25 protein-coding genes are annotated in these 22,491 nt (G+C 72.3%); 8 read left to right on the top strand and 17 right to left on the bottom strand.

Going from position 1 to position 22,491, the window contains the following annotated elements; all coding sequences use genetic code 11:
* Positions 1–197 precede the first annotated feature (197 nt).
* Positions 198–566: a hypothetical protein gene (locus VIM26_RS06895; RefSeq protein ID WP_331949612.1), complete on the top strand. Its 369-nt coding sequence runs from the start codon at positions 198–200 to the stop codon at positions 564–566.
* A gap of 184 nt (positions 567–750) precedes the next feature.
* Here VIM26_RS06895 and VIM26_RS06890 read toward each other — a convergent pair whose 3' ends face one another.
* From VIM26_RS06890 to VIM26_RS06845, 10 genes are all read right to left on the bottom strand, one after another.
* Positions 751–1,359 (bottom strand): dihydrofolate reductase family protein, encoded by a 609-nt coding sequence (locus VIM26_RS06890; RefSeq protein ID WP_331949611.1) that lies wholly within the window; start codon positions 1,357–1,359, stop codon positions 751–753.
* Positions 1,350–1,868 carry a hypothetical protein gene (locus tag VIM26_RS06885; RefSeq protein ID WP_331949610.1) on the bottom strand — a complete coding sequence of 173 codons (519 nt, stop codon included), beginning with the start codon at positions 1,866–1,868 and terminating at the stop codon, positions 1,350–1,352. Before VIM26_RS06885 ends, VIM26_RS06890 begins: the two co-directional genes overlap by 10 nt.
* A 76-nt stretch (positions 1,869–1,944) precedes the next feature.
* Positions 1,945–2,139 (bottom strand): hypothetical protein, encoded by a 195-nt coding sequence (locus VIM26_RS06880; RefSeq protein WP_331949609.1) that lies wholly within the window; start codon positions 2,137–2,139, stop codon positions 1,945–1,947.
* Positions 2,140–2,152: 13 nt separating this feature from the next.
* Complete coding sequence (gene mtnN / locus VIM26_RS06875; RefSeq protein WP_331949608.1) at positions 2,153–2,851, bottom strand: 5'-methylthioadenosine/S-adenosylhomocysteine nucleosidase; 699 nt, start codon at positions 2,849–2,851, stop codon at positions 2,153–2,155.
* Entirely contained in the window at positions 2,848–3,315 is a 468-nt protein-coding gene (locus VIM26_RS06870; RefSeq protein ID WP_414696454.1) for an S-ribosylhomocysteine lyase, read from the bottom strand. Before VIM26_RS06870 ends, mtnN begins: the two co-directional genes overlap by 4 nt.
* Positions 3,316–4,017: 702 nt before the next feature.
* The gene (locus VIM26_RS06865; RefSeq protein WP_331949606.1) at positions 4,018–4,941 is read right to left on the bottom strand and encodes a cation diffusion facilitator family transporter; all 924 of its coding nucleotides are present in this window, start codon (positions 4,939–4,941) and stop codon (positions 4,018–4,020) included.
* Positions 4,941–5,189 carry a hypothetical protein gene (locus tag VIM26_RS06860; RefSeq protein ID WP_331949605.1) on the bottom strand — a complete coding sequence of 83 codons (249 nt, stop codon included), beginning with the start codon at positions 5,187–5,189 and terminating at the stop codon, positions 4,941–4,943. Before VIM26_RS06860 ends, VIM26_RS06865 begins: the two co-directional genes overlap by 1 nt.
* A 2-nt stretch (positions 5,190–5,191) precedes the next feature.
* Positions 5,192–6,667, bottom strand: coding sequence for a phosphomannomutase/phosphoglucomutase (locus VIM26_RS06855; RefSeq protein ID WP_331949604.1), 1,476 nt, complete (start codon positions 6,665–6,667; stop codon positions 5,192–5,194).
* 59 nt (positions 6,668–6,726) lie between these two features.
* Positions 6,727–7,113: a hypothetical protein gene (locus VIM26_RS06850; RefSeq protein ID WP_331949603.1), complete on the bottom strand. Its 387-nt coding sequence runs from the start codon at positions 7,111–7,113 to the stop codon at positions 6,727–6,729.
* Between the two features lie 9 nt (positions 7,114–7,122).
* On the bottom strand, positions 7,123–7,479 hold the full coding sequence (locus tag VIM26_RS06845) for a DUF3499 domain-containing protein (RefSeq protein WP_331949602.1): 357 nt from the start codon (positions 7,477–7,479) through the stop codon (positions 7,123–7,125).
* 91 nt (positions 7,480–7,570) lie between these two features.
* On the opposite strand from VIM26_RS06845, the gene VIM26_RS06840 reads away from it, so the two are divergent.
* From VIM26_RS06840 to VIM26_RS06830, 3 genes are all read left to right on the top strand, one after another.
* A complete protein-coding gene (locus VIM26_RS06840) occupies positions 7,571–8,020 on the top strand; it encodes a metallopeptidase family protein (RefSeq protein WP_331949601.1) in 450 nt (149 codons plus the stop codon).
* 135 nt (positions 8,021–8,155) lie between these two features.
* Complete coding sequence (locus VIM26_RS06835) at positions 8,156–8,710, top strand: AMIN-like domain-containing (lipo)protein (protein ID WP_331949600.1); 555 nt, start codon at positions 8,156–8,158, stop codon at positions 8,708–8,710.
* A gap of 61 nt (positions 8,711–8,771) precedes the next feature.
* The gene (locus VIM26_RS06830; protein ID WP_331949599.1) at positions 8,772–9,638 is read left to right on the top strand and encodes a glycosyltransferase family 2 protein; all 867 of its coding nucleotides are present in this window, start codon (positions 8,772–8,774) and stop codon (positions 9,636–9,638) included.
* A 42-nt stretch (positions 9,639–9,680) separates the two neighbouring features.
* On the opposite strand, the gene VIM26_RS06825 is transcribed toward VIM26_RS06830, so the two are convergent.
* From VIM26_RS06825 to VIM26_RS06815, 3 genes are read right to left on the bottom strand one after another with little or no spacing between them, the layout of a single operon-like run.
* Positions 9,681–11,381: a DUF5719 family protein gene (locus VIM26_RS06825; RefSeq protein ID WP_331949598.1), complete on the bottom strand. Its 1,701-nt coding sequence runs from the start codon at positions 11,379–11,381 to the stop codon at positions 9,681–9,683.
* Complete coding sequence (locus VIM26_RS06820) at positions 11,378–14,875, bottom strand: glycosyltransferase (protein WP_331949597.1); 3,498 nt, start codon at positions 14,873–14,875, stop codon at positions 11,378–11,380. Before VIM26_RS06820 ends, VIM26_RS06825 begins: the two co-directional genes overlap by 4 nt.
* 29 nt (positions 14,876–14,904) lie before the next feature.
* Positions 14,905–15,228, bottom strand: coding sequence for a WhiB family transcriptional regulator (locus tag VIM26_RS06815; protein ID WP_331949596.1), 324 nt, complete (start codon positions 15,226–15,228; stop codon positions 14,905–14,907).
* Positions 15,229–15,371: 143 nt separating this feature from the next.
* Between VIM26_RS06815 and VIM26_RS06810 the strand changes: the two genes are divergently transcribed.
* Positions 15,372–16,112 (top strand): TIGR03089 family protein, encoded by a 741-nt coding sequence (locus VIM26_RS06810; RefSeq protein WP_331949595.1) that lies wholly within the window; start codon positions 15,372–15,374, stop codon positions 16,110–16,112.
* Between the two features lie 49 nt (positions 16,113–16,161).
* On the opposite strand, the gene manA is transcribed toward VIM26_RS06810, so the two are convergent.
* The gene (gene manA, locus VIM26_RS06805) at positions 16,162–17,358 is read right to left on the bottom strand and encodes a mannose-6-phosphate isomerase, class I (protein WP_331949594.1); all 1,197 of its coding nucleotides are present in this window, start codon (positions 17,356–17,358) and stop codon (positions 16,162–16,164) included.
* A gap of 78 nt (positions 17,359–17,436) precedes the next feature.
* Here manA and rfbA point away from each other — a divergent pair, with 78 nt between their 5' ends.
* Positions 17,437–18,303: a glucose-1-phosphate thymidylyltransferase RfbA gene (rfbA, locus tag VIM26_RS06800; protein WP_331949613.1), complete on the top strand. Its 867-nt coding sequence runs from the start codon at positions 17,437–17,439 to the stop codon at positions 18,301–18,303.
* 210 nt (positions 18,304–18,513) lie between these two features.
* On the opposite strand, the gene VIM26_RS06795 is transcribed toward rfbA, so the two are convergent.
* Positions 18,514–19,068 carry an AAA family ATPase gene (locus tag VIM26_RS06795; protein ID WP_331949593.1) on the bottom strand — a complete coding sequence of 185 codons (555 nt, stop codon included), beginning with the start codon at positions 19,066–19,068 and terminating at the stop codon, positions 18,514–18,516.
* A gap of 228 nt (positions 19,069–19,296) precedes the next feature.
* Between VIM26_RS06795 and VIM26_RS06790 the strand changes: the two genes are divergently transcribed.
* Positions 19,297–19,869: a YcxB family protein gene (locus tag VIM26_RS06790; protein WP_331949592.1), complete on the top strand. Its 573-nt coding sequence runs from the start codon at positions 19,297–19,299 to the stop codon at positions 19,867–19,869.
* Positions 19,870–19,908: 39 nt separating this feature from the next.
* Here the strand turns inward: VIM26_RS06790 and VIM26_RS06785 are convergent, their stop codons facing one another.
* Both VIM26_RS06785 and VIM26_RS06780 read right to left on the bottom strand, forming a co-directional pair.
* Positions 19,909–20,727 carry an aminoglycoside phosphotransferase family protein gene (locus VIM26_RS06785; protein ID WP_331949591.1) on the bottom strand — a complete coding sequence of 273 codons (819 nt, stop codon included), beginning with the start codon at positions 20,725–20,727 and terminating at the stop codon, positions 19,909–19,911.
* A gap of 100 nt (positions 20,728–20,827) precedes the next feature.
* A complete protein-coding gene (locus tag VIM26_RS06780) occupies positions 20,828–21,259 on the bottom strand; it encodes a pyridoxamine 5'-phosphate oxidase family protein (protein ID WP_331949590.1) in 432 nt (143 codons plus the stop codon).
* 223 nt (positions 21,260–21,482) lie between these two features.
* On the opposite strand from VIM26_RS06780, the gene VIM26_RS06775 reads away from it, so the two are divergent.
* Positions 21,483–22,331, top strand: a complete 849-nt coding sequence (locus VIM26_RS06775) for an arginase family protein (RefSeq protein ID WP_331949589.1) — start codon at positions 21,483–21,485, stop codon at positions 22,329–22,331.
* Positions 22,332–22,491: the final 160 nt, after the last annotated feature.

Below are 22,491 nucleotides of genomic sequence, written 5' to 3'. Positions count from 1 at the left end.
TCGGCCGAGCCGCGGAGAACCAACCGGGCCCGACCCGCCAAGCCCCAATGGTCGCAACTTAGGACCCCCTGCCAGTCGCCCCCGAGCGGGGATCCTCCTCTGGATCCCGCCTGCGTGGACCTTAAGTTACGTCCATTGGGGGTACCCCCGAGCGTGCCGGGACGCGGCCGATTCTGAGATTCATTCAGCGGCACGGGATGCGCTGGCCACAGCCTGAACTGCTTCCGGGCGAGCAGGTGCTGTTCCAGGTGCGGGCAAACCTCACCGTCAAAGACATTGCACGGGGCGGCACCTTGACGGTCACCGAAAAGCGGTTCCTGTTCCAGCCCAACAACGTCGAAGCCCGGCTGATGCTTCGGCCACGCACGTGGGCGATCGATCGCATCATCGCAGTGGGCGTCGCCTCGCGGAGTTGGGGGCCTGTCTCCGGCGCCTGGGTTCGACGGCTTCGCCTCGAGATGAGCGACGGCAGCGCGGCGCTGTTCGTCGTTCCGGACGTGGAGAGCGTCGTCCGCCGGCTCGAAGTGCTGATCTGGCCTATCGCCGCCGATACTGCGGACCAGTGACCAAACCGCCGAACCTCAGCGCCGGCCGACGGCCTCACCGTCCGCGGATCGCGGCGAACGAACCGAGTTCGCCGGTCCGGGCGTGAGTTCGCCGATCGAAATCGACGAACTCGCAACGGAACGGCGAACTCGGCACCGGGTCGACGCGCGGCCAGCCGAGGGGGAGGGCGGCGCGCGTCGTTGGTCAATGATCGGCTGAGACCGCTTCGCCCTCGCTCTGGGCGGCTCGCCGGTGAACGAGGTACCTGGCGTGCACCATGCCGCCGTCACCGGCGTTGCTCGCAACCAGCGAGAGCTGCACATCGGAGTCGAGAAACCCGAACAGGGGAAGGCCGGCGCCGATGAGGACCGGCGCCCATCCGATGCTGATCTCATCGATGAGCCCAGCTCTCAGAAAGGTTTGGATGACCTTGCCGCCGTCGACGTAGACCTGCCTCGCCCGGGAACCCGCGAGTTCGCGCAGGACATCCTCGAGGGTGCGAGCGACCGTGATGCGCGCGTCGTCGGCGTCGAGCATGCTTGACAAGACGATGACCCGCTTGCCGTCGTAGGGCCACCCGGCGAAAGTCAGCACCTTTTCGTAGGTCCCCCGGCCCATCACCAGGTGATCGACGCTCGGTAAGAAGTCATCCCAACCGGGGACCTCGTTGGCACTGGTCATGCTCACGTGCCGCGGTCCTGGCAGGGGATCGGTCAGCCAGTCGATGTCCCCGCCGGGTCGAGCGATGAACCCGTCAAGGCTCGCTCCGATGAACACCCTGCCGGTCCACTCACGATGATGGGTCAACTCCATACCTCCGTCAGCTCCTCGAGAACCGTGGTGGGAAGGGAACTTTCGCGGTCGGCGGCGCGGCGGAGCATCGATCCATTGAGAGCGTCGAACAGCAAGGCCGCGGCGCGGTGCGGATCACCCAGTCTCGGTAGGTCGGTCGCAGCCAGCAGCGAAGCCAGGTAGCGGATCTCCTTCGCCCAGCCCTCCGCAAGGAGCTCCCGAAGGTGATCGTCGACCAAGTCATCGAGCAAGTTCACCAGGCCGACGGCCACGCCTTCTGGCCCGTCGCCGGCGAACCGGCTTTCGACCCACCCGCGCAGTTCTCGGGCCGGGGCTTCGGTGCCGCGAGGAGCGTCGGGGATGGAGTCGATCCACCGTCTGCTCAAGGCCACGAGAATCCCCTGGCGTGAACCGAACCGCTTGAGCAGACCAGCTGGGCTCAGGCCAGCTGACGGGGCGATCTCCGCAAGAGTCCAGGGCTCCAGCGCCCGACGCCGCCCGAGGGCGGCCGCGATGCGCGCCAGCAGCACCTGTTGATCGTCTCGTCTCGGCCTGGGCACAGGGTTAGTAAATCATGATTCGCTAACATTTTGTCGGCCGGGATCGTCAGCGCTTGCTGTAGTAGACGGTGATTGTCGGAAGGTACTCGACGCTGTCGAGGTCCAGCTCGGAGTGCAGGACCAGGTCGAGCACCTCGATCTTGCCCAGGGCATCCAGCGACTCGGCGACGCGCCTGAGCAGTGCGGGCACGTCGCCCGAGTGCTTCTTTCCTCGGGGATTCGCCTGAGAGAACGTACGCACCGACGTCACTCGATCAGGGGTCGGGCGTTGTTGCGAGCAGGGCGAGGGCCACGTCGGCGGAGCGAGCGGCGGCGTCCTCGACCGCAACGGAGAACTCGCTCCCGGCCGCCGGGCCGCACAGGTCCGAGATGGCCCGGACCGACAGGAACGGGACGTCGAGCAGGTGGCAGGCCTGGGCGATGGCCGCGGACTCCATGTCCGCCGCCAGCGCGTCGGGGAACCTGCGCCGGACGCGCTCAAACGACCTGCCGTCGATGAACGCGTCGCCGGAGACGACCTCGCCCCGCAGCAGGTTGGACCCGGCGGGCGCCTCGGCGCTCCGCAGGAGCTCCGGGTCTGCGAGGTAGCTGCCCGGCATCCCGGGAACCTGACCGAGCGAGTACCCGAACGCCCGCGCGTCCGCGCCGCCGAACGTGTAGCTCGAGCCGGCGACGACGTCCCCGACGCGCACCCGCGGATTCAGCCCGCCCGCCGACCCGGCGCTGATCACGTTCAACGGCCGGGACCGGCTGACGGCCAGGGCGGTCGCGGTGGCGGCGTTGACCAGGCCGATTCCGCACGTGACGAGCAGCACGTGGGCCTGCCCGAAGGACGCGAGCCTGATGCGGGCCTGTCCGAGCAGGCTCGCCCTGCCGAGCGTGCTGGAGCGCTCCTCGAACGGGGCCATCTCCTGGGCCATCGCCGTGATCACGACGGCGTCGACCTCGATCACGCGGTCACCCGGCTCCATCCCGCGCGCGCACCGAGGAACGAGGTCGCCGCGGCCTGCGCGGCGGGCAGGCTATGGCTCGCGGCCCAGCCGCACTGGACCTCGTTGGCGGCCGGCACCTCGGTCGCGCGGGTCACGTCGACGAGCGTTGCCTGGAGCAGGTCCAGGAAGTCGTCGTACGAGTGCGGGCCCTCGACGAGGACGTAGAAGCCGGTCTGGCAGCCCATCGGCGACACGTCGATGACGCTGTCGGAGTGGTTGCGGATGTGCTCGGCAATCAGGTGCTCGAGGGAGTGCACCGTGGGCATCGGCAGCCGGTCGGCGTTCGGCTGGCTGAAGCGCACGTCGTACTTGGTCAGCATGTCGCCGTGGGGAAGCGCCTTGGTGTCGGCGACGCGCACGAACGGGGCGACGACGGTGCGGTGGTCGAGATTGAAGCTCTCGACGTTCATCCTGTGCTCGGTCAACGGAAGCTGCTCTCTGAGTGGACTGATCTCTCGCGGCCCGGTCTGGCGCGGACTTCTCGCGCGCGGATCGGCCCGGCAGTCTACCGTCGCCGCCCCGCGCACGCAGCCGGGCGGGATCGGCTCGGGCAGCGAATCGACGTGGGCATTCGCGTCCCGCAGGGCCCGCTCGATCAGATCCCGGCCCAGCGGGTACGACCACCCGGGCGGCAACCGGTCCTTCTCGTAGCTACCCCACGGGAGTTCGTCGCCCACCCCCGGGTACTAGGCCGCCGACGTCGAACCGCCCGGTCGAGACCGCGCCGCTGCCCTCTGTGCAGCACTCTGTGCAGCACTCTGTGCAGCACTCTGTGCAGCGCTCTGTGCAGCCAACCTGCACCCATAGGGCAGATCCGATGCATTGAGGGCTGCACAGAGACGTCACCGACCAAGAAACCAAGGCTCGGACGTTCCGGCCGGAACGTCCGCGCAAATGACCCGCGACGCCGAGCCGAGGCCGTCGTCGCCTCGGGTCGAGGGGCGCCGAGTTCGTCGGTCCGGGTGCGAGTTCGCCGACCGAAATTGACGAACTCGCAACACAATGGCGAACTCGCCGTCGGCCAGGCCGCAGCGTGCCGGCGGGAGGCGCGCCGTCGGCCAGGCCGCGGAGTGCCGGCGAGGGGCCGGCGCGAGGCCGGCGCGAGGCGGGAGGCCGGCGCGCCGGGTTCAGGCCTGCGTCACCGTGCGGCGCAGGTCGGGTTCCAGGTAGATCAGGTTGACGATGGGGACCGCGGTGCGGACCCTGGCCTCGGCGGCGTTGATCGCCGCGGCGATCGACTCCGCGGTGGCGGCCGGCTCGATCTCGATCTTCGCGGCGACCAGGAGCTCCTCGGGGCCCAGGTGCAGGGTGCGCAGGTGGATGACGGACACCACGCCGTCCCCCACCAGGGCGGCGTCGATCTTCGCGAGATCGGGCTTGGTCGCGGCCTCCCCCAGCAGCAGCGAGCGCGTCTCGATCGCCAGGATGGCCGCGATCACCACGAGCAGGACACCGATCGACGCGGTGCCGGCCGCGTCCCAGCGGCCGTCGTGCGTCGCGAGGGTCATCCCGACGCCGAACAGCGCGAGCACGAGCCCGATCAGCGCGCCGGCGTCCTCCAGCAGGACCACGGGCAGCTCGGGGGCCTTCGCGTTGCGGACGAACGACACCCACGACTGGTCGCCGCGGATGTGGTTCGACTCCTTGATCGCGGTGCGGAACGAGTAGCCCTCCATCGCGATGGCCGCGAGCAGCACGACGACGGGGACCCATTTCCACGAGTCGATCGCGTGCGGATCCTGGAACTTGTGCCAGGCCTCGTACAGCGCGAACAGCCCGCCGACGCTGAACAGCACGATCGAGACGATGAACGCGTACAGGTACCGCTCGCGCCCGTGCCCGAACGGGTGCGCGGCGTCCGCCGGCTGGCGCGAGCGCTTGCCGCCCAGGAGCAGCAGCGCCTGGTTGCCCGAGTCGGCGAACGAGTGCACCGACTCCGCGAGCATCGAGCTCGAGGAGGTCAGCCCGAACGCGACGAACTTCGTGACCGCGATGCCGATGTTCGCCGCCAGGGCCGCGATGATCGCGCGGTTCCCCCCGCCGGTGGACATCAGGCGGGAGCGTGGTCGGCGGGCCCGGACGCGCCTGGGCGCACGGCCCGGGCATCGTCGACGAGCAGCACCGGGATGCCGTCACGCACCGGGTAGGCGAGCGGGTTGACGGGGTCGGTCGAGACGAGCTCGGGCTCGCCGGTCGGGCCGACGCCGTCGACCAGCGTCGCGCCGGTCGCCGGGCAGCGCAGGATCTCGCGGAGCCACGGCTCCATCAGGCCGGTCGCCGCCAGGGGTACCTCGGACATGCTCAGGCCTCCTGCTCGGAACCGGCGGCCAGCACGAGCGCGAGCACGTCGTCGCGGACCTTCTCCATGATGTCCTCGTCGGCGGCCTCGACGTTCAGCCGCAGCAGCGGCTCGGTGTTGGAGGCCCGCAGGTTGAACCACCAGCGCGGGTGGGACTCCCAGTGGCTCACCGTGAGCCCGTCGAGCTCGTCGACGTCCACGGGGCCGGCACCCTGGTCGGTCACGTATGCCTGCACGACGCGCGCCCGAGCGGCCGGCACGTCCAGCACGCGGGAGTTGATCTCGCCCGACGCGGAGTACGGCATGTACGCCTCGGCCAGGGCCGACAGCGGCGCGCCCTGGCCGCCGAGCGCGGCGAGCACGTGCATCGCGGCGAGCATGCCGGTGTCGGCGAAGAAGAAGTCGCGGAAGTAGTAGTGCGCGCTGTGCTCGCCGCCGAAGACGGCACCGTGCTCGGCCATCTCGGCCTTGATGAACGAGTGGCCCACGCGCGTGCGCACGACGGTCGCGCCCGCGCGGCTGAGCAGGTCGGGCACGACGCGCGAGGTGATGAGGTTGTGGATGACCGTCGGCTGGCGCCCGGCGGCCTGCTCGCGCTCGACCTCGCGCAGGCCGACCAGCGCGGTGATCGCGGACGGGCTGACCGGGTCGCCGTTCTCGTCGATCACGAAGCAGCGGTCGGCGTCGCCGTCGAACGCGATCCCGAGGTCCGCGCCGTGCTCGACGACGGCGGCCTGCAGGTCGAGCAGATTCTTCGGCTCGAGCGGGTTCGCCTCGTGGTTGGGGAACGTGCCGTCCAGCTCGAAGTACAGCGGGAAGATCTCCAGCGGGAGCGCCGCGAGCCCGGCGCCGGTGCCGAGCACGGCGGGGGCCGTGTGGCCGCCCATGCCGTTGCCCGCGTCCACGACGACCTTGAGCTTGCGGATGCCGGACAGGTCGACCAGGTTGCGCAGGAACAGGGAGTAGTCGGCGAGCAGGTCGCGCTCGGTGATCTCGCCGCGCGCGTCGGCGTCGACCACGGGCACGCCGTCGGCGAGGTAGGTCCCGGTGAGATCGCGCACGGCCGCGAGGCCGGTGTCCTGGCCGACCGGGCGTGCGCCCGCGCGGCAGAGCTTGATGCCGTTGTACTTGGCGGGGTTGTGGCTCGCGGTGAACATCGCGCCGGGGACGTCGAGGATTCCCGCGGCGTAGTACAGGCCGTCGGTCGAGCACAGGCCGATCAGCACGACGTCGATGCCGCGCGTGGCCAGGCCGTCGGCGAACGCCGCGACGAGCTCGGGCCCCGAGGCGCGCATGTCGTTCCCGATGACGACGACGGGTCGCGCGCCGGCCGCGACGTCGGGCAGGACGATCACGTCACCGAACGCCGCGCCGATCGCGCGCGCGATGCGGGCGTCGAGCTGCTCGGGTACGACGCCGCGCACGTCGTAAGCCTTGATGAGCGCGGTCAGATCGGGAGTCGAGATGTCAGCTGGCATGCCCGTAGCCTACTTAACCTCACAGGCAAGCCAATCGAGCCAACCTCGACTGCTGGGGGTCAGCGCACCCGGGTGGAGCTGCCGAGCACGGCCTCGAGCGACATCGTCTGCCCGGTGCCGTCCACCGGGACCCAGGCCTTGTGCTCGCAGTCGTGGCACGAGACGAAGATGACGGGGCTTCCGTCGGCGAGCGTGAGCTGGAGGTGGGTGAGCGAGGTGCTCCCGCACTCCCCGCACTCGGTCGTACCCGGAGAGGTGCGGGCCGGCGCGAGCGCGATCGAACCCAGCGGGGCCGGCACGTCGTGCGCGCGGGCGCGGGTGCGCTGGGCGGGGACGGTGCCCGTGGATCCGTTCGTGGCGCGGGCGGCCTCGACGGCGCCGTCCGGGGTCGGGAAGGTGATCGGCAACGTGGGTGCGCCGGAACGCTGGTTCACTCGACGGGTCATGTCTCTCCTCTAGCTCCCATCCCCGCGCAGCACGCGGAGGTGGCCCCGTCGCCCAGCCTCGGCGAGGCGAACGGGTTCGGGCTCCCTGCGACGCGGACGACCGGCCTCACGAACGGCATCTGCCAGTGCGAGAAGATCGTCGTGGCTCGGCCCGACCTCGACGAAGTCGGGGGTCAGTCGCACGACCTCCCAGCCACGCGGGGCGGTCAACCGCTCAGCATGGTCGGCACACAGGTCGTACGAGTGAGGTTCGGCGAGGCGAGCGAGCGGGCCGAGCACCGCGGTCGAATCGGAGTAGACGTACGTCAGCGTCGCCACGGCGCCGCTGATGCAGACGGGGCGCGAGCACTGTCTGACGGATCGCACCCTCGAAGGGTACTCCTGCGCCGCGCGGACTCGGCAATCGACGTGAACTGGGTCACAGCCGCACCGGCGCGCCGGCACTAGCATGGGCTCGATGACGACCCTGCCCGACCGGCGCGAGCCGGTGCACCCCGCACGTCGCCGCGACCGGCGCGGGCGCGGCCCCCGCGGGCCCGTGCTCCCGTCCGGGATCCCCGCGTACCGGACCCGCGCCGAGCGATTCGACGACCTCGTGCTGCAGGCGGTCGGACGGCTCGAGAAGCGGTGGGCGCGCCAGCTGGACGGGACCGAGTTCGCCGTCGAGGACGTGCCGCCGTCGAACCCGGCACCGTGGGAGCACGGCGGGGTGCCGCTGGGGCGTTACTTCCCCGCCGACGCCGGCCTCGCGGCCCGCATCGTGGTCTACCGGCGCCCGGTCGAGACCCGCGCCGTGGACGCGGCAGACCTCGATGACCTGGTGCGCGACGTCGTCGTCGAGCAGGTCGCGCACCTGCTCGCGCGCAGCCCGGACGAGATCGACCCCGACTACCGCGACGGCCACTGAGTCGCCTGCGGTCGGGGCTGCAAACCGTCGTTGTGACCCCTGAACCGCAACAATTCGGTGTCCGTATTGTGACCATTTGTCCGTAGCATGGTTCCCAGTGAGGTGCGGCGACGGGTATCGAACGGGGGAGCTGTGATGAGGCGCTCACTGGCAGCAATCATCGGTCTCATGCTGGCGGCGGTCACGTTCGTGGCTGCTCCGGCGTCGGCGACCACGCCGTACTGCGGGATCACCTGGGGCTCCCTCATCAAGGGGACCAAGGCCGTGCCGGGCGTCCATCCCAGCTACCTGGTCAACGTCCGGGGCGGGCAGCACACCTGCTACGACCGGGTCGTGATCGACCTGTCCGGTGCCGGGCCGTCGTCAACCGTCAAGTACGTCGATCAGGTCCTCAGCGATCCCCGGGGCGACGTCGTCCCGCTCCGGGGCGGCGCCAAGCTCGAGGTGACGGTCTTCGCGCCGGACGTGAACATCGACACCAGGCAGCTCACCTACAAGCCGGCGAACCGGAGCGAGCTCGTGAACGTGACCGGGTTCCGGACCCTGCGCCAGCTCGCGTACGCGGGCGGCTTCGAAGGCGTCACCACCATCGGCGTCGGTGTCCGGGCCCGGCTGCCGTTTCGGGTCTTCCTGCTCGCCGGGCCCGGGTCCGGGTCGCGACTGGTGATCGACGTGGCGCACGCCTGGTAGCCGCCGGGTCGCAGTGCGCGCGAGATTTTCACCCGTTCGGCGGGCACTAAAGTGGGGTGCGATGAGCAACCCCGCTGGCCCGAGCCAGTCGATCCGTGTGATCTGCGTGACCTACAACCCCGGCCCCGAGCTCGACGACTTTGCGGCGTCGCTCGCGACGGCGACGACCAAGCCGTTCGAGCTCGTGCTCGTCGACAACGGCACCCGGGACCAGACTCCCGAGACGGTGGCGGCGGCCCATGGCGCCCGAGTGCTGCGCACCGGGGAGAATCTCGGGTACGGCCGCGCGGCGAACATCGGTGCCCGCGGCGCTGACCAGCCGTGGCTGCTGGTCGCGAATCCCGACATCGTCTGGTCCCCCGGCTCGCTGGACCGGCTGCTCGAGGCTGCCGCCGAGCATCCGCGGGCCGGCGCGCTCGCTCCCGTGCTGCTCAACCCGGACGGCACCGTCTACCCGTCCGCGCGCGAGCTGCCCTCGCTCACCCAGGGCGTCGGGCACGCGCTGTTCGCGCGGCTGTGGCCACACAATCCGTGGACCAGGGCCTACCAGCAGCGCCAGGAGTCGGCCGATGCGACCGAGCGCACGGCGGGCTGGCTCTCCGGCGCCTGCCTGCTGCTGCGCCGCGAGGCGTTCGAGCAGGTCGGCGGCTTCAACCCGGCGTACTTCATGTTCTTCGAGGACGTCGACCTGGGCGAGCGACTCGGCGCCGCCGACTGGTACAACCTCTATGTGCCCTCGGCGCGGGTCACCCACGTCGGTGGCACCACGTGGCGCCAGCGACCGGCCCGGATGATCTCCGCGCACCACGCGAGCGCCGAGCGCTACCTGAGCCACCGGTACGACCGGTGGTTCGAGTGGCCGGTACGGCTCGCGATCCGGATCGGCCTGGGCGTCCGCCTGCGGATCGAGCTGCGCGCCGCGCGCTGACGCTCCCCCGCGTTGTTCTCCCCGGGAGCTCGGTTGCGCACGTCAGGGCAGGCCGAGGGTCCTTGCCCGCAGGACGGGCACCGACGGCTGTGCGGCAGCCGGTGTCGTCGGGTTGAGCAGCGAGATGAGCTGACCGTCGGCGGCGTCCACGTTCGCCAGCAGGGACCAGGCCAGCTTGGCGCCGCCCGACGACGCGTCGTCGGGCACCTGGAGATCGAAGCCGGCGATCTTGGCCCGGGCGCCCGCGATGGACTGCACCGAGATCGACTCCGAGCTCCCGGCGGGAACGCTGATCTCGCGCTCGTCCAGGATCGCGCCGTTCGCGCCGATCGTGCGCAGCGTGCCGGTGGCCGGCCCGCCACCGGAGCCTTCTCGGTCGCTGCCGACGCCGGTGAACATGACGGTGCCGGTCACCCCGACCGGCAGCGCGAGCACGCCACCGGTGCCGGGCGTCGCGGCGGCACCCCAGGCGCGCTCGAGGGGCGGGACGGTATCGAGCGGGCCCCGCTTGCCGGGACGGGTGATCATCACCGCGGACGTGACGGGCTTGTCCGCGTCGACCACGGCGGTGTAGGCACCCGCGGGCAGGCCGCCGAGCGACAGGTCGGTCACCTCGCCGCGCGCCAGGTCGACCGAGTCCGCGCCGGGCAGGGCGACGGGGCCCTTCGGCCCCAGCAGGTGAATCCGGGCGGTCGTGTCGGCGTCGGGCGCGAGCAGCCGCAGCTGGGCGGCGTCGGGAGCATCGATCTTCGAGCCGCGCACCACGAGCCCGCTGACGACCTGCCGGGTCGCGGGTGCGGTCCCGGCGCTGACGAGGTCCGTGCCGGCGGGAGTGAACCCGTTGAGCCGGTTGTCCTGCACGTGCGCCGTGACGAGCCCGCCCTCGGCGCTCACGTGCACCGCGATGCGCTGCTGCTCGGCGGCCACGCCCTCGAGCAGCAGGGCCCGCTCGGCCCCGGGCGCGACGAGGAAGCCGCCGCCGCCGGCGAGGTCGACCTTTCCGGAGGGCCCGAACAGGTCGATCGACACCTGCGCGGGGGTCGCACCCGGGTTCGCCACGACGAGGAGCGAGCTGCTGCCGAGCGCGGTGCTGCCACCGAGCAGCCACTGGTCACCCGCCGGCGGCTGGCACGACTCTGCCGCCAGCCCGCGCAGGTCGCCGGCCGTGGTCAGGGACGCGGTCGCGCCGCCGACGCGCGGCGCCTCGCCGGTGGGCTCGGCTCGCAGCAGGGTCGGGACGCCCGGCGAGGAGACGCCCAGGGCGCCGGTCGACGCGCCCGCCGGGTCGATCGTCGCGAGCGGGGCGCCACCCGCGAGCGGCTTCAGCGTGGCCGACGCCGCGACCTCGGAGCCCGACCCCGCAGCACCGGAGACCGTCAGGGCGCGGACCTGGGTGAGGGTGTCAACCGGGGTCGGGTCGAAGGCGGAGTCGCCGGTCCGCGCATCCGCCGGGCGCACGAGTGGCCCCGGGCAGACGAGCGTGGTCGCGACCGGAGGGACCCTGACGGCCAGCGGCCGCACCTCGACCTGCGCGGGCACCGGCAGCAGGAGTCCGGCCGCGGTGACCGCCCCCGTGAGGGCGAGCACCACCAGCGCACCGAAGATGCGCAGCAGCCGGCCGCGCCAGCGCCCACGGGGTCGGCGGGCGCGCGGCGGAGCGGCGGACTCGTCGATCTCGTCGAACTCGGCGAACTCGGCGCTCTCCGGCGAATCCGGCAGCTCGGGGGGTGGTTCGGTGGTCATCGGGTCCCTCCCCGGCGCCGTCGGATGGGCAGGGCGAGCAGCATGGTGAGCAGCCCGACGACGCCCTGCACCACGAGCCACGGCGTGCGGTCAGCCGGCGCGTAACCGACGACCAGGCGGCCGCCGTCCTTGCCGAGGTCGAACGTCTGGCGCCAGTCGGCGGTCACCGATCGCAGTGGGCGCCCGTCCAGCCAGGCACGCCAGCCGGGATCGGCACGCTCGGCGAGCACGACCACGCGGTTGGCGGACCCCGTCTTGACCCGGGTGTCCAGGCCGCCCGCGCGTGCCGGGAGGGCGACGGCCGACGGTCTCCCGCCCGCGGCGGCGGGCGTGACGGCCCGCGCCCAGGCAGCTTCCGCGCCCAACGGCGAAACGACTCGCCAGACGACGCCCGCCGTGTTCTCGGTGATGCGTTCGAGCCCGGCCGTGGCGTCCAGACGCCCCACGAGCAACGACCGTGCGGGCGCATCCGTCGGGTCGGCGGCGGGCGGCACGAGCACGTCGGCGACCGCGAGGTCGGAGAGCTCGGCACCGACGTTGCCACCGGCGGCGACGCCCATCCGTGCGACCAGGTGGGACACCTGCGTCGAGGCCGCGTCGGGCACCACGATGCGGGCCTGACCGGGACCGCCGGTCAGCGCGCGCGCGTCGACGGCGGTTGCGGCGTCGGTGAGCTGCGGGCCGTCCGCGCGCAGCAACTGGTAGGCGACCTTGCCCGAAGCGTCGACGCCCAGGCAGAGCACGCGCGACCTGTCGGGCGAGGTCTGCGCCTCCTGCCCGACGGCGGGCACCACTGCGCCCTCCAGGGTGGAGACCGCAATCGCGCCGGGCGCGCCGGCCACGGCCGTTCGGGTCCTGGCCGTCCACTCCGCGAGCGGGACCAGCGGCGCGATGACCGCGACGATCGTCAGCAGGATGACGGCGACCTGCCGCCAGCCGAAGCGGTGCCTCGCGACCAGCGCGCGGACCCCCTGCGTGCCGAGAACCGCGGCGGTGAGCAGCCCGAGCAGGAGCAGCGAGGCGCCCGGGCCGGACCAGCCACGGACGACGTCGGCGGTGCCCACGGCGGTCTCGACCCGGCCCGCGGCGATCGCCGCGGCGAGGCCGCACGCCGCGACCAGCCAGCCGGCGCGCACCCCGCGCGCGACCGTGGCGCCACGCACCAGTGCCAGCAGGGCGAACAGCAGCACGACGCCGCCCAGCACGAACGGGAGCGCGCGCAGCACCTCGTCGGGGACCTGGTCGAAGACCCAGCCGGCGGGCTGCACGGGCCAGGCGAGCAGCTGCTGCCAGGCCGGCGCCGCGGTGGATGGGAGCGGCAGGCCCGGGTCCGCGAGCAGCACCCGCCAGCTTCCGCTCCCGACGCGGGTGGCCGCCTCGGCGATCGTCGGCCCGAGGAGCGCGAGCGCGGGCAGCACGATCAGCGCGACGCGCCGGCGCCGGCGCGGTGCGATGACAGCGACGATGAGCAGCGCGAGCAACCCGAACGGGAGCAGCACGGGCGCCCCGGCGGCCGCGATCGCGAACGCGAGCCCGGCCCCGGCGGCAGCGGCGACCGAACCGGTCGGCCGTGCGGCGGGCGAGACGGGCTCCGGCTGCTGCCGCGGGTCGGCGGGTGTGGCACCCGGGGTGCCACCGGACCGGGACGCCTGCGCGGCGTCCGGCCCGGACACCGCTGCGTCGTCGAGGGAGTCCTCGTGGACGCGTCGCGCGCCGATCAGCCCGGAGAGCACGATGTCCCGGCGCTGCACGCCGATCGCGCGCGCGACCCCGAGCGCGACCCAGGGCAGCGCGACGTGCGCGACGAGAGCGCCGAGGCGCCCGCCGTCGAGCGCGAGCAGGAGGCTCGGTGCCGCCACCCAGACCAGGGCCGCCCAGAGCCGCACGCCGACCGAACGCGTTGCGGCGCCGGCCGCGAACCACGCACCGAGCCCGGCCAGGACGAGCGCGCCGAGGAAGAGCAGATCGACGGCGCCGCCCGCAGTGCCGCCGGTGAGGGCCGAGAACGGGGCCAGCACGGTGAGCAGGGGGTCGGCGGGCCCGGGGTTGCCGAAGTCGCCCGCCACCCAGCCGGAGCTCGCCGCGCGCCAGAGCTCGCCGAGGCTCACCCGGGCGGGCAGCAGGGCCCCGCCGACGAGCGAGCCGCCGCGGATCACCCCGCCGACCAGGGTGCCGAGCACGGCGGTGGTGAGCGCCACCAGGAGCACCGCGAGCACCCCGAGCCCGAACCGGCGACGGGTCGCCAGGGCGGCCAGCTCGGCGAGCTCGAGCTCGCTGGGTGCGCCGCCGATCTTGCGCAGCTCGACGCGGGTCAGGTGGGCGTCGTACTGCTCGCGGAGAACTTCCTGCCAGCTCGCCTCGAGGGGGCGCAGGGACCGGCGCGGGATCTGCTGTACCCGGCTCGCGAGCCGCCGCGCCTGCGCGATCCGGCGCGGGTGAACCAGGGCCGCGACCGGTGCGGCGAGCTCGGCGACGGCGAGTCCCGGCTCCTTGCCGGCGACCCGGGCGAGCGAGCGCACCACCCCGGCGATCAGGAATCCGATCCCGGCGAAAGGCAGCAGGACGGCCGGCTCCGCCGCGAGGCGGGCATGCACCCAGGCGCGGCGGCGCGCGGCGAACGACCGCCGCGGGTCGCCCTCGGGGTCGCTCTCGTCGCTCTCGGCACGGACGGCCGAGCGGGCTGCGGAACGAGCGGAGCCGGAGCGAGCCGCGTGCGGGTCGGACGACCCGTGCCGCAGCCCTCGGTAGGACGCCTGGGCGTGCCGAACGACGGCCGTCGGGACCACGACGACGCGGTGCCCGGCCAGCCGGGCCCGCCGGGACAGGTCGAAACCGTCGCCGAACGGGCCGAGCGAGGGGTCGGTGCCGCCGAGCGCGTCCCAGACCTCGGTGCGCACGAGGGCACCGGCCAGGCCGACGGCGAGCACGTCGTCGCGCCGGTCGTGCTGCCCCTGGTCGACCTCGCCCTCTTCGACGCCGGTCATCCGGCGGCCGAACCTGGACGTCGTGACGCCGACCTCGAGCAGCCGCACCGGTTCGGACCAGCTGCGCTGCTTGGCCCCCGCGATGGCCACCGACGGCGTGTGCTCGACCGCGCCGGTGAGCTCGGCGAGCGCGGTCGGGGCGGGCGCGGAGTCGTCGTGCAGGAACCAGAGCCAGCCGGTCGACTCGACGCCGGCGGCGGGCAGAGGTACGTCGGTCAACGCCTCGCGCACGGCGTCACCGAAGTTGTGGGCGCCGGGGACGGCGGCGATCCGCAGGTCGGTGCCGAGCCCGGCGAGCACGTCGCTCGCGAGGCGCGCCACGTCGTCGGGCACCGCACGCTGCGGGTACGGCGCGGCATCGACGACGACGACGCGGTCCGGCACGCGCGTCTGGGTCGCGAGGGCGGCCAGGGTGTCGTGGAGGTAGCGGGTGACGCCGCGCGTGACGAGGACCGCCGTGATCGACGGGGCCATCGGTACCGCAGCGTTGGGGGTCGGCGCTTCAGTCATGCGCTCTGGAGCGACCGACGGGTGAGAGCTCAGACCACACGTCGCTTGAGCTTGCGCCGTTCGCGCTCGGAGAGCCCACCCCAGATGCCGAAGCGCTCGTCGTGCTCGAGGGCGTACTCGAGGCACTCCATTCGAACCTCGCAGCCGGTGCAGACCTTCTTGGCCTCACGGGTCGATCCGCCCTTCTCGGGGAAGAACGCCTCCGGATCGGTCTGCGCGCACAGGGCGCGCTCCTGCCATCCGATGAGCGTGTCGTCCACGGGGTTGCCGAAGATCGGGAGTACCGGCGCGACGGCGGCGGCGCGCTGATTATCCGACGGGAACGGTCCGTCCTCGTCGAGCAGATTCCACATGGTGGGGGCCCTCCGGCTCGTCTGGGGTGGAAACGCAATGAGGAAATTACACGCGTGTCGTTCGATGAAGTCAAGCGGGCTGATGGTATTGGCAGCCGATTTGTGGGTGATGTTTCACCCGCTCGCGCACCTACCCTGGCGGGGTGAAACAGCCCTCGTCCGTTGCCGACGTCCTCACCCTGGTCACCTCCGATCCGGGACGCCCCCGATTGACCTGGTATGCCGCCGGAGGTGAGCGGATCGAGCTGTCCGGAGCGGTGTTGACCAACTGGGTCTCGAAGACCACAAACCTCCTGGTGGAGGAGTTCGACGCCGGTCCCGGGGTCCGGATCGGGCTGGACCTGCCGGCGCACTGGCGCACCGTGGTGTGGGCGCTGGCCGCGTGGCGGTGCGGGGCCGCCGTGGTGCTCGGCGGCGGGGACAGCGACATCGTCGTGACGGACCGGCCGGCGTCCTACCCCGCGGCGGACCAGCTGGTGGCCGTGGCCCTGCCGGGGCTCGCGCGCCGGTTCGACGGCGAGCTGCCCGCGGGCGCGATCGACGCGGCCAGCGCAGTGATGACCTACGGCGACGTGATCGGCTGGGCGCCCGACGTCGACCCGGCCGCGGCGGCGCTCGACGCCGAGGGCACCTCCGCGACGCACACCGGCCTGCTGCCGTGGGCGGTCGACGGATCGCCCACGCCCGACGGCGCCCGCGTGCTGCTGCCCGCGGGTGCCGACCGGACCGGCGACGTCGTCGCCCTGCTGCGCCAGGTGCTCGGCGCGCTGGCCGGCGGCGGGTCCGTCGTCGTGCTCGGGGCGAGCGTGGCGAGCGAGCTCGCGGGCGACCCGGCGCGGCGCGAGCGGCTCGTCGCGAGCGAGCGGGTCACCGCAGGCGCGTGACGGTCACGTCAAGCTCGTGACGGTCACTTCAGGCTCGTGACGGCCCCGGTCACGGGACGTCGGCCTGAATGAGCGTCCCGGCGCCGCGGACCGTGAGCGGTCCGTCGGTCGCCGGGGCGAACGCCGTCTGACCACGCCCGAGCGTGAGCGTGCCGCCCTGGGTGTCCGCGACGGTCAGGTCCCCGTCCAGGCACAGCAGGATGCGCGGGCCGTGGCCGGGCAGCGGGTGCGCCTGGTCGTCGGCCACGGTGGTGACGGAGAGCTCGAAGTCGGCGACGGGTGCCGAGAAGACCCTCGTCGCGCCGTGGAAGACCTCCGGCGCGATCCGGATCGGCGGCGCGGCGACGTAGTCGATGTTGCGCAGCAGCTCGTCGACGTCGATGTGCTTGGGCGTCAGGCCGGCGCGCAGCACGTTGTTCGAGCTGGCCATCACCTCCACGCCGAGGCCGTGCAGGTAGGCGTGCACGCCGCCGGCCGGGATGAACATCGCCTCGCCGGGCTGCAGCGTGACCGGGTTGAGCAGCAGGGACGTGACGACCCCGGGGTCACCGGGAAACGCCTCGGCGAGCGCGACCACGTTGGCGTCGGCGCGCGGCGAGGGCGACCCGTCGACGAGCCGCGCGGCGCACGCGGCGGCGAGCTCGCGCACCTCGTCGGGCGTCGGCCGGGTGGCCGGCTCGAGGAGCTGGGTGAACGCGGCGCGGATCCCCTCGGCGGAGGGCTGCGCGGTGAGCACGCCGTGCAGCTGCTTCGCGAGCGGGGCGTCGAGGCCCACCAGCAGCTCGGCGGCGCGGCGGGGCGCGCGGAAGCCGCACAACCCCTCGAACGTGGTCAGGGCGTAGACCAGCTCGGGCTTGTGGTTGCGGTCGCGGTAGTTGCGGTGCGGCGCGTCGACGGGGATACCGGCGGCCTCCTCGGCGGCATATCCCGCGCGGGCGCCCTCGAGGTGCGGGTGCACCTGGAGCGAGAGCGGGCTTCCGGCCGCGATGAGCTTGAGCAGGTACGGCAGCGCCGTGCCGAACCGGGCCACGACGTCGGCGCCGAGCAGGGCGTCGGCATCGGCCGCGATCAGCGCGTCCAGCCCGATCTCGCCGTCGGCGGCGGCGGCGCGCGACGGCGCGCTGGGGTGCGCGCCCATCCACGACTCGGCGACTGGCTCCCCCGTCACCGGCTGCCCCAGCAGCTCCGGGATCGCGGTCACCGACCCCCAGGCGTAGTTCTGAGCCGGGTTGGTGATCCTGATCACTGGTTCCTCAGTTCGTTCGGGGGGAAGTCGTTCGGGGGAAGAGGTGCGTCGTCCGTACGACACACTAGCGAGGTGACCATGCGCGGAATAATCCTGGCCGGTGGCTCAGGCACCCGACTGCACCCGATCACTCAGGGTGTCAGCAAGCAGCTCGTCCCGGTGTACGACAAGCCGATGATCTACTACCCGCTGTCGACGCTGATCCTGGCCGGCATCCGGGACGTGCTGGTCATCACGACACCGCACGACGCCGAGCAGTTCCACCGCCTGCTGGGTGACGGTTCCCAGTTCGGGGTCTCGATCACCTATACCGTCCAGGCCGAGCCGAACGGCCTCGCCCAGGCGTTCGTGCTCGGGGCGGACTTCGTCGGCGACGACGCCGCGGCCCTGGTGCTCGGCGACAACATCTTCTACGGCCCCGGCCTGGGCACCCAGCTCGGGCGTTTCGGCAACATCGACGGCGCCGCGGTGTTCGCCTACCGCGTCGCGGACCCGACCGCCTACGGCGTCGTGGAGTTCGACGGGAACGGTCGCGCGCTGTCCCTCGAGGAGAAGCCCGCGAAGCCGAAGAGCAACTACGCGGTGCCGGGGCTCTACTTCTACGACAACGACGTCATCGCGATCGCCCGGGACCTCAAGCCGTCGGCGCGCGGGGAGTACGAGATCACCGACGTGAACCGGGCCTACCTCGAGCAGGGCCGCCTGCAGGTGGAGGTCCTCCCGCGCGGGACGGCGTGGCTGGACACCGGCACGTTCGACTCCCTGCTCGACGCCTCGAACTACGTCCGCACGGTCGAGGACCGCCAGGGGCTCAAGGTCGGCTCCCCCGAGGAGGTCGCCTGGCGCCAGGGCTTCCTGTCCGACGACGACCTGCGCGAGCGGGCCGAGAAGCTGGTGAAGTCGGGATACGGCAGCTACCTGCTGGGCCTGCTCGAGAACCCCTGACCGACCGCCGCGCTCCCCCGCTCTCGTACGCGCGGGCAGGTCAACCGGCGTCGATTGCGCGAGTGTGCAGAATCGGCTGCTTGATCGACGATTTCAACGACCGATTCTGCGCACTCGCGCGGCGGAGCCCGGGTCTCAGGGCGGGCGGGCCCGGGGATCCGGCGGCCTCGGCCGTCGTACGGCGGTGGTGATGTGGGCTCATCCGTCCGGTCAGGATTCGTCGAGGTGGGCGAGGAGGTCGCGGTAGGCCCGGGCGACCTCGCCGTCGACCGTGGTGATCGTGCGGGTGCGGGGCCGGCTCGCGACGACGTCGAGCAGGCGGTCGTACATGGCGGACAGCTCGCCGGCGCCGCCGCTGCGCGCCTGCAGCGCCTGGGCGTCGCGGTGGGCGGACGTCTCCGGTGCGTCGGAGCGTCGGGCGAAGCGGTCGGCGACGTCCTGCGGGTCGCTCAGGAGGACCACCTCGACGAAGTCGGCGCCCACCTCGCCGCAGAGCTGGTCGAGCGCGAGCACGAAGTCGAGCCGGCCGAGGAACTGCGGCACCAGGACGTCCCGCCCGGCCTTCAGCTGCACCCGCGCCATCTCGAGCGCCATGCGGCGCGTGGTCAGCCCGGCCTCGATCGGGTCGTCCAGCCAGCGGCCGAGCATCGCGCGGACCACGTCGAGGTCCAGGGCGAGCACCAGCGGATGCTCGTCGATGTACATCCGCGCCAGGGTCGACTTGCCGCTCGCCGGTGCGCCGTTGATCAGGACAAGTCGAGCCACGCGATCACCCTATGACCGAGCGCGGCCGGGACGGCCCGTCACGGCCGGCACCCGTCGCTGAGGGTGAATTTGCTCGTCGACCCCAGGCGCTGCTCCGAATGGGGCAACTCGACTCAGTGCAGGTCAATAGCCTCTAACCTCGGACACCGACGAACGCAGGTTCGCGATGCCCTGGCGATCGGACGGCTGGGTCGGCGCGGGTCGTATTTCGGAAAGGTCGTTGAGCTGATGGGCCTCTGGGAGCAGAAGTCGCTGGACCTGTCGTGGGAACCCGAGATCGAGGACTACGCGGAGGCATTTCGCGCGCGGAACCGGGCGCGCGGCCTCCCGGCGAAGATCGCCGTCATGGTCGTAGTGGCCCTGGTGGTCGCGCTGGCGGGCTTCCTGACCGAGCGGGACTATCTCGTCGTGTGGGGACTCGGAGGCGTCGCGTGCTTGGCGTACATCGTGCTGGTGACTCAACGCCAGATGGTCAACGCGTTCTGGAAAGGCTCGGTCGAGTTGCACGCACCGACCCAGGTGCGTGTCGTGCCGGGCGATGGGGTGACGTCAACGATTCCGGGGATCACCGTCCGATTCGCGTGGTCGAAGTTCGACGGCTTCCTGGAGACGGACCGGGTGTTCGTCGTCCAGATGGCGACGCACCGAAAGGGTGCGTTCGTGATCATCGCCAAGCGAGGATTGGCGTCCGCCGGTGACGTGTCCCGCCTGCGCGACATCCTGGTCGCCGAGACGGGTTGGCAGGCTGAATCCCGGTACGCGATCCCTCGAAGGTCGCCGGAGCGCCTCGACGCCCGGTGATCCGCAGGATCTGCGCCGTACACCTCCGACGTCGACCGGTCACCGCAAGCCTGCGTCGATCCGCTGCGCCTCGCCGGCGAGCCAGCGCTGCGCGCGCGGGATCTTGTCCTTGAGCCCCTCGTCCCACCACCGGCGAAAGACCGGGTCCACGTCGGCCGCGGCGCGCATGGTCAGCGCCGCATTGTCACCACGCCGGATCGCGAGCGGGACAACGAGCACCCGCTGGTCCGCCGTCATCCCGTAGGCGTCCGCGAACACGCGAACCCTGGCGGCGACGTCCACCTCGGCCAGCGCCGGCGCCCGGTCGAGCGGGTGGCTCAGCGGCGCCCACCAGTACAGGGCGTTGACCAGATCGGCGACCCGGGTCGTCGGCCGCGCGAGGTCGAAGTCGATGAGCGCCGCGGGCAGGCCGTCCCGGAACACGACGTTGCCCGGGCAGTAGTCCAGGTGCGAGACCAGCTCGGGTTCGTCGAACATCGGGACCAGCCCGGCCGGCGGTCGACCGGGGATCGCGCCCCACACGGCGCCCTCGGGCGGCACCCAGCCGGCGGCCGCGTCGTGCAGGCGGCGGATCAGCGTGGCCAGCGCGACCAGCACGTCGTCGCCGGTCGCGTACTGCGGGAGCGGCTCGGCGGGCACGTCGCCGTCCACGTAGGACAGGACCTCACGCCCCTCGCCGTCGTACCCGAGCGGGCGGGGTGCGTCGTGAAAGCCCCGGTCGTGCAGATGTGCCAGGTAGGCCTGGACGGTGGCGGTGAACGGGCGCGCCGGGCGGCGCACCGAGCCTCCGGTCCGCACCACGTGCGTCACGCCGCCCGAGGCCAGCACCTCCTCGGGACCATCGCTCTGTCGGGGCACCCGGCCACGATACGACGACGCGCCGCCGGTGAACGTGCGCGGACGCACCGACCGCGGTCTGCGGCCGCTCGACCGGCCGTTCGAGCAGCGTGCGCCTCGGTCAGCCCCAGAAGTCCGACGGCTGGCTCGGCACCGTGATGCGCCGGCCCGTCGTCTCGAGCGGCTGCACCCGCACGTAGTGGTGCCGCCCGCCGGGCGCCCACGGCACCAGCGCCAGGTGTTCCAGCCGCGAGACCTCGCGCGGATCGGTCACCTCGTGGGCGTGCCCGCGCACCAGCACGCTCCAGCCGGTCTGGCTCAGCTCGTCGATCCCGTCGATCTCGAACGCGACCGGCGCATGATGCAGGGCCGCGTCCAGCTTGCTGCCCGGGTTCGTGCGGAACACGACCTCGGCTTCGTCGTCCACGACGAAGTTGACCGGCAGGATCAGCGGCAGATCTCCGTCCACGATGGCGATCCGGCCGAGATGGCTCTGCCGGAGCAGCGACTCGCACTCGTTCGGGCTGATCACTGTCCATTGTTCGGCGTCCATGGCGAGTCTCCTTGCGTTGCGCCAGCGTCTGAGCGACTCACGACGACGACCTGGTCTGCATTGACCCGATCCCGTCCCCCAAAGCCGAACGTACCCCGCACAGCCGCCGCAATGGGGCGATTTCGCGCACCAGAACGCGCGCGCCGCGACGTGTCACCCGCGCCTCGAGCGCCCCCGGACCACCAGCAGACCGCCGGACGATCCGCGCCTGGGAGGATGCGGCATGACCACCCGAATCGTCACGCACCCGGCCCTGACCGTTTTCGCGGGACAGGCCGGGGACCGCAACGATCGCGCCGTGGCCGGGGCCGCCGCGATCGCAGCGGAGCTGGCCCGCCGACTGGCGCTCGAGCCGACCGTGATCGGGAATCCCGAACCCGCCTTCGATGGACCGTGGGACGCACATCTCGCCGCTCCCCGACCGGCCCTGCACGCCATGGCCGCCCGGTACGAGGCCATCTACTCCGCGGGCCAGGTACCCGTCACCGCAATCGCCCGGTGCGCGGTCGCGCTCTCGACGCTCCCGGTCGTCGCGCGGCACCACCCGGACGCCGTCGTGCTCTGGTTCGACGCGCACGCCGACCTCAACACCCCGGAGAACACCGGCACCGGGTACCTGGGCGGACTCGCCCTGGCCGGAGCGATAGGGCTGTGGGACTCGGGCCTCGGCGGCAATCTCCACTCCGAGGCCGTCGTGCTCGGTGGGACCCGCGACCTCGACCCGCCCGAGCAGCGGCTCATCGACGACGGCGTGATCGCGTTGGCCGCCGTCGGGCCCGACCTGATCGCCGAGGTGCGCCGCGCCGTCGGTGATCGGCCGGTGTACGTCCACCTCGATTGCGACGTCCTCGAACCCGGCATCGTGCCGACCGAGTACCAGGTGCCCGGCGGCCTGACCCTCGACGACCTGCGATCCCTCGCCGAGCTGCTCGCGGCGAACGAGGTCGTCGGAATCGAGATCGGGGAGTTCGAGACCGCGTTCGAGCCCGACGGCGACCCCTGCTCGCCGGCCGCCCTCCTCGACGCTCTCGCGCCCCTCATCGACGCGGCCGGTGCCGGCCGCGCGGGTTGACGCAGGCCCGGAAGGGACGCCTAGCGGGACCTTCCTGGCTATCGCGGGCGTTGCCCGTGAACGTGCAGGTCAGGTGCCTGTTTAGGGTGGCCGGTTTGTATTACCCATGTCAGCGCTTGGGGGCGTAGGTCTCGAGGTTGAACAGGTCGAAGAGCTGCTT

It is taken from the genome of Pengzhenrongella sp., from assembly GCF_036565025.1.
GTDB lineage: Bacteria > Actinomycetota > Actinomycetes > Actinomycetales > Cellulomonadaceae > Pengzhenrongella.
Note: the sequence above shows the minus strand (reverse complement) of the source record. Positions and strands in the feature narration are given on the sequence as shown.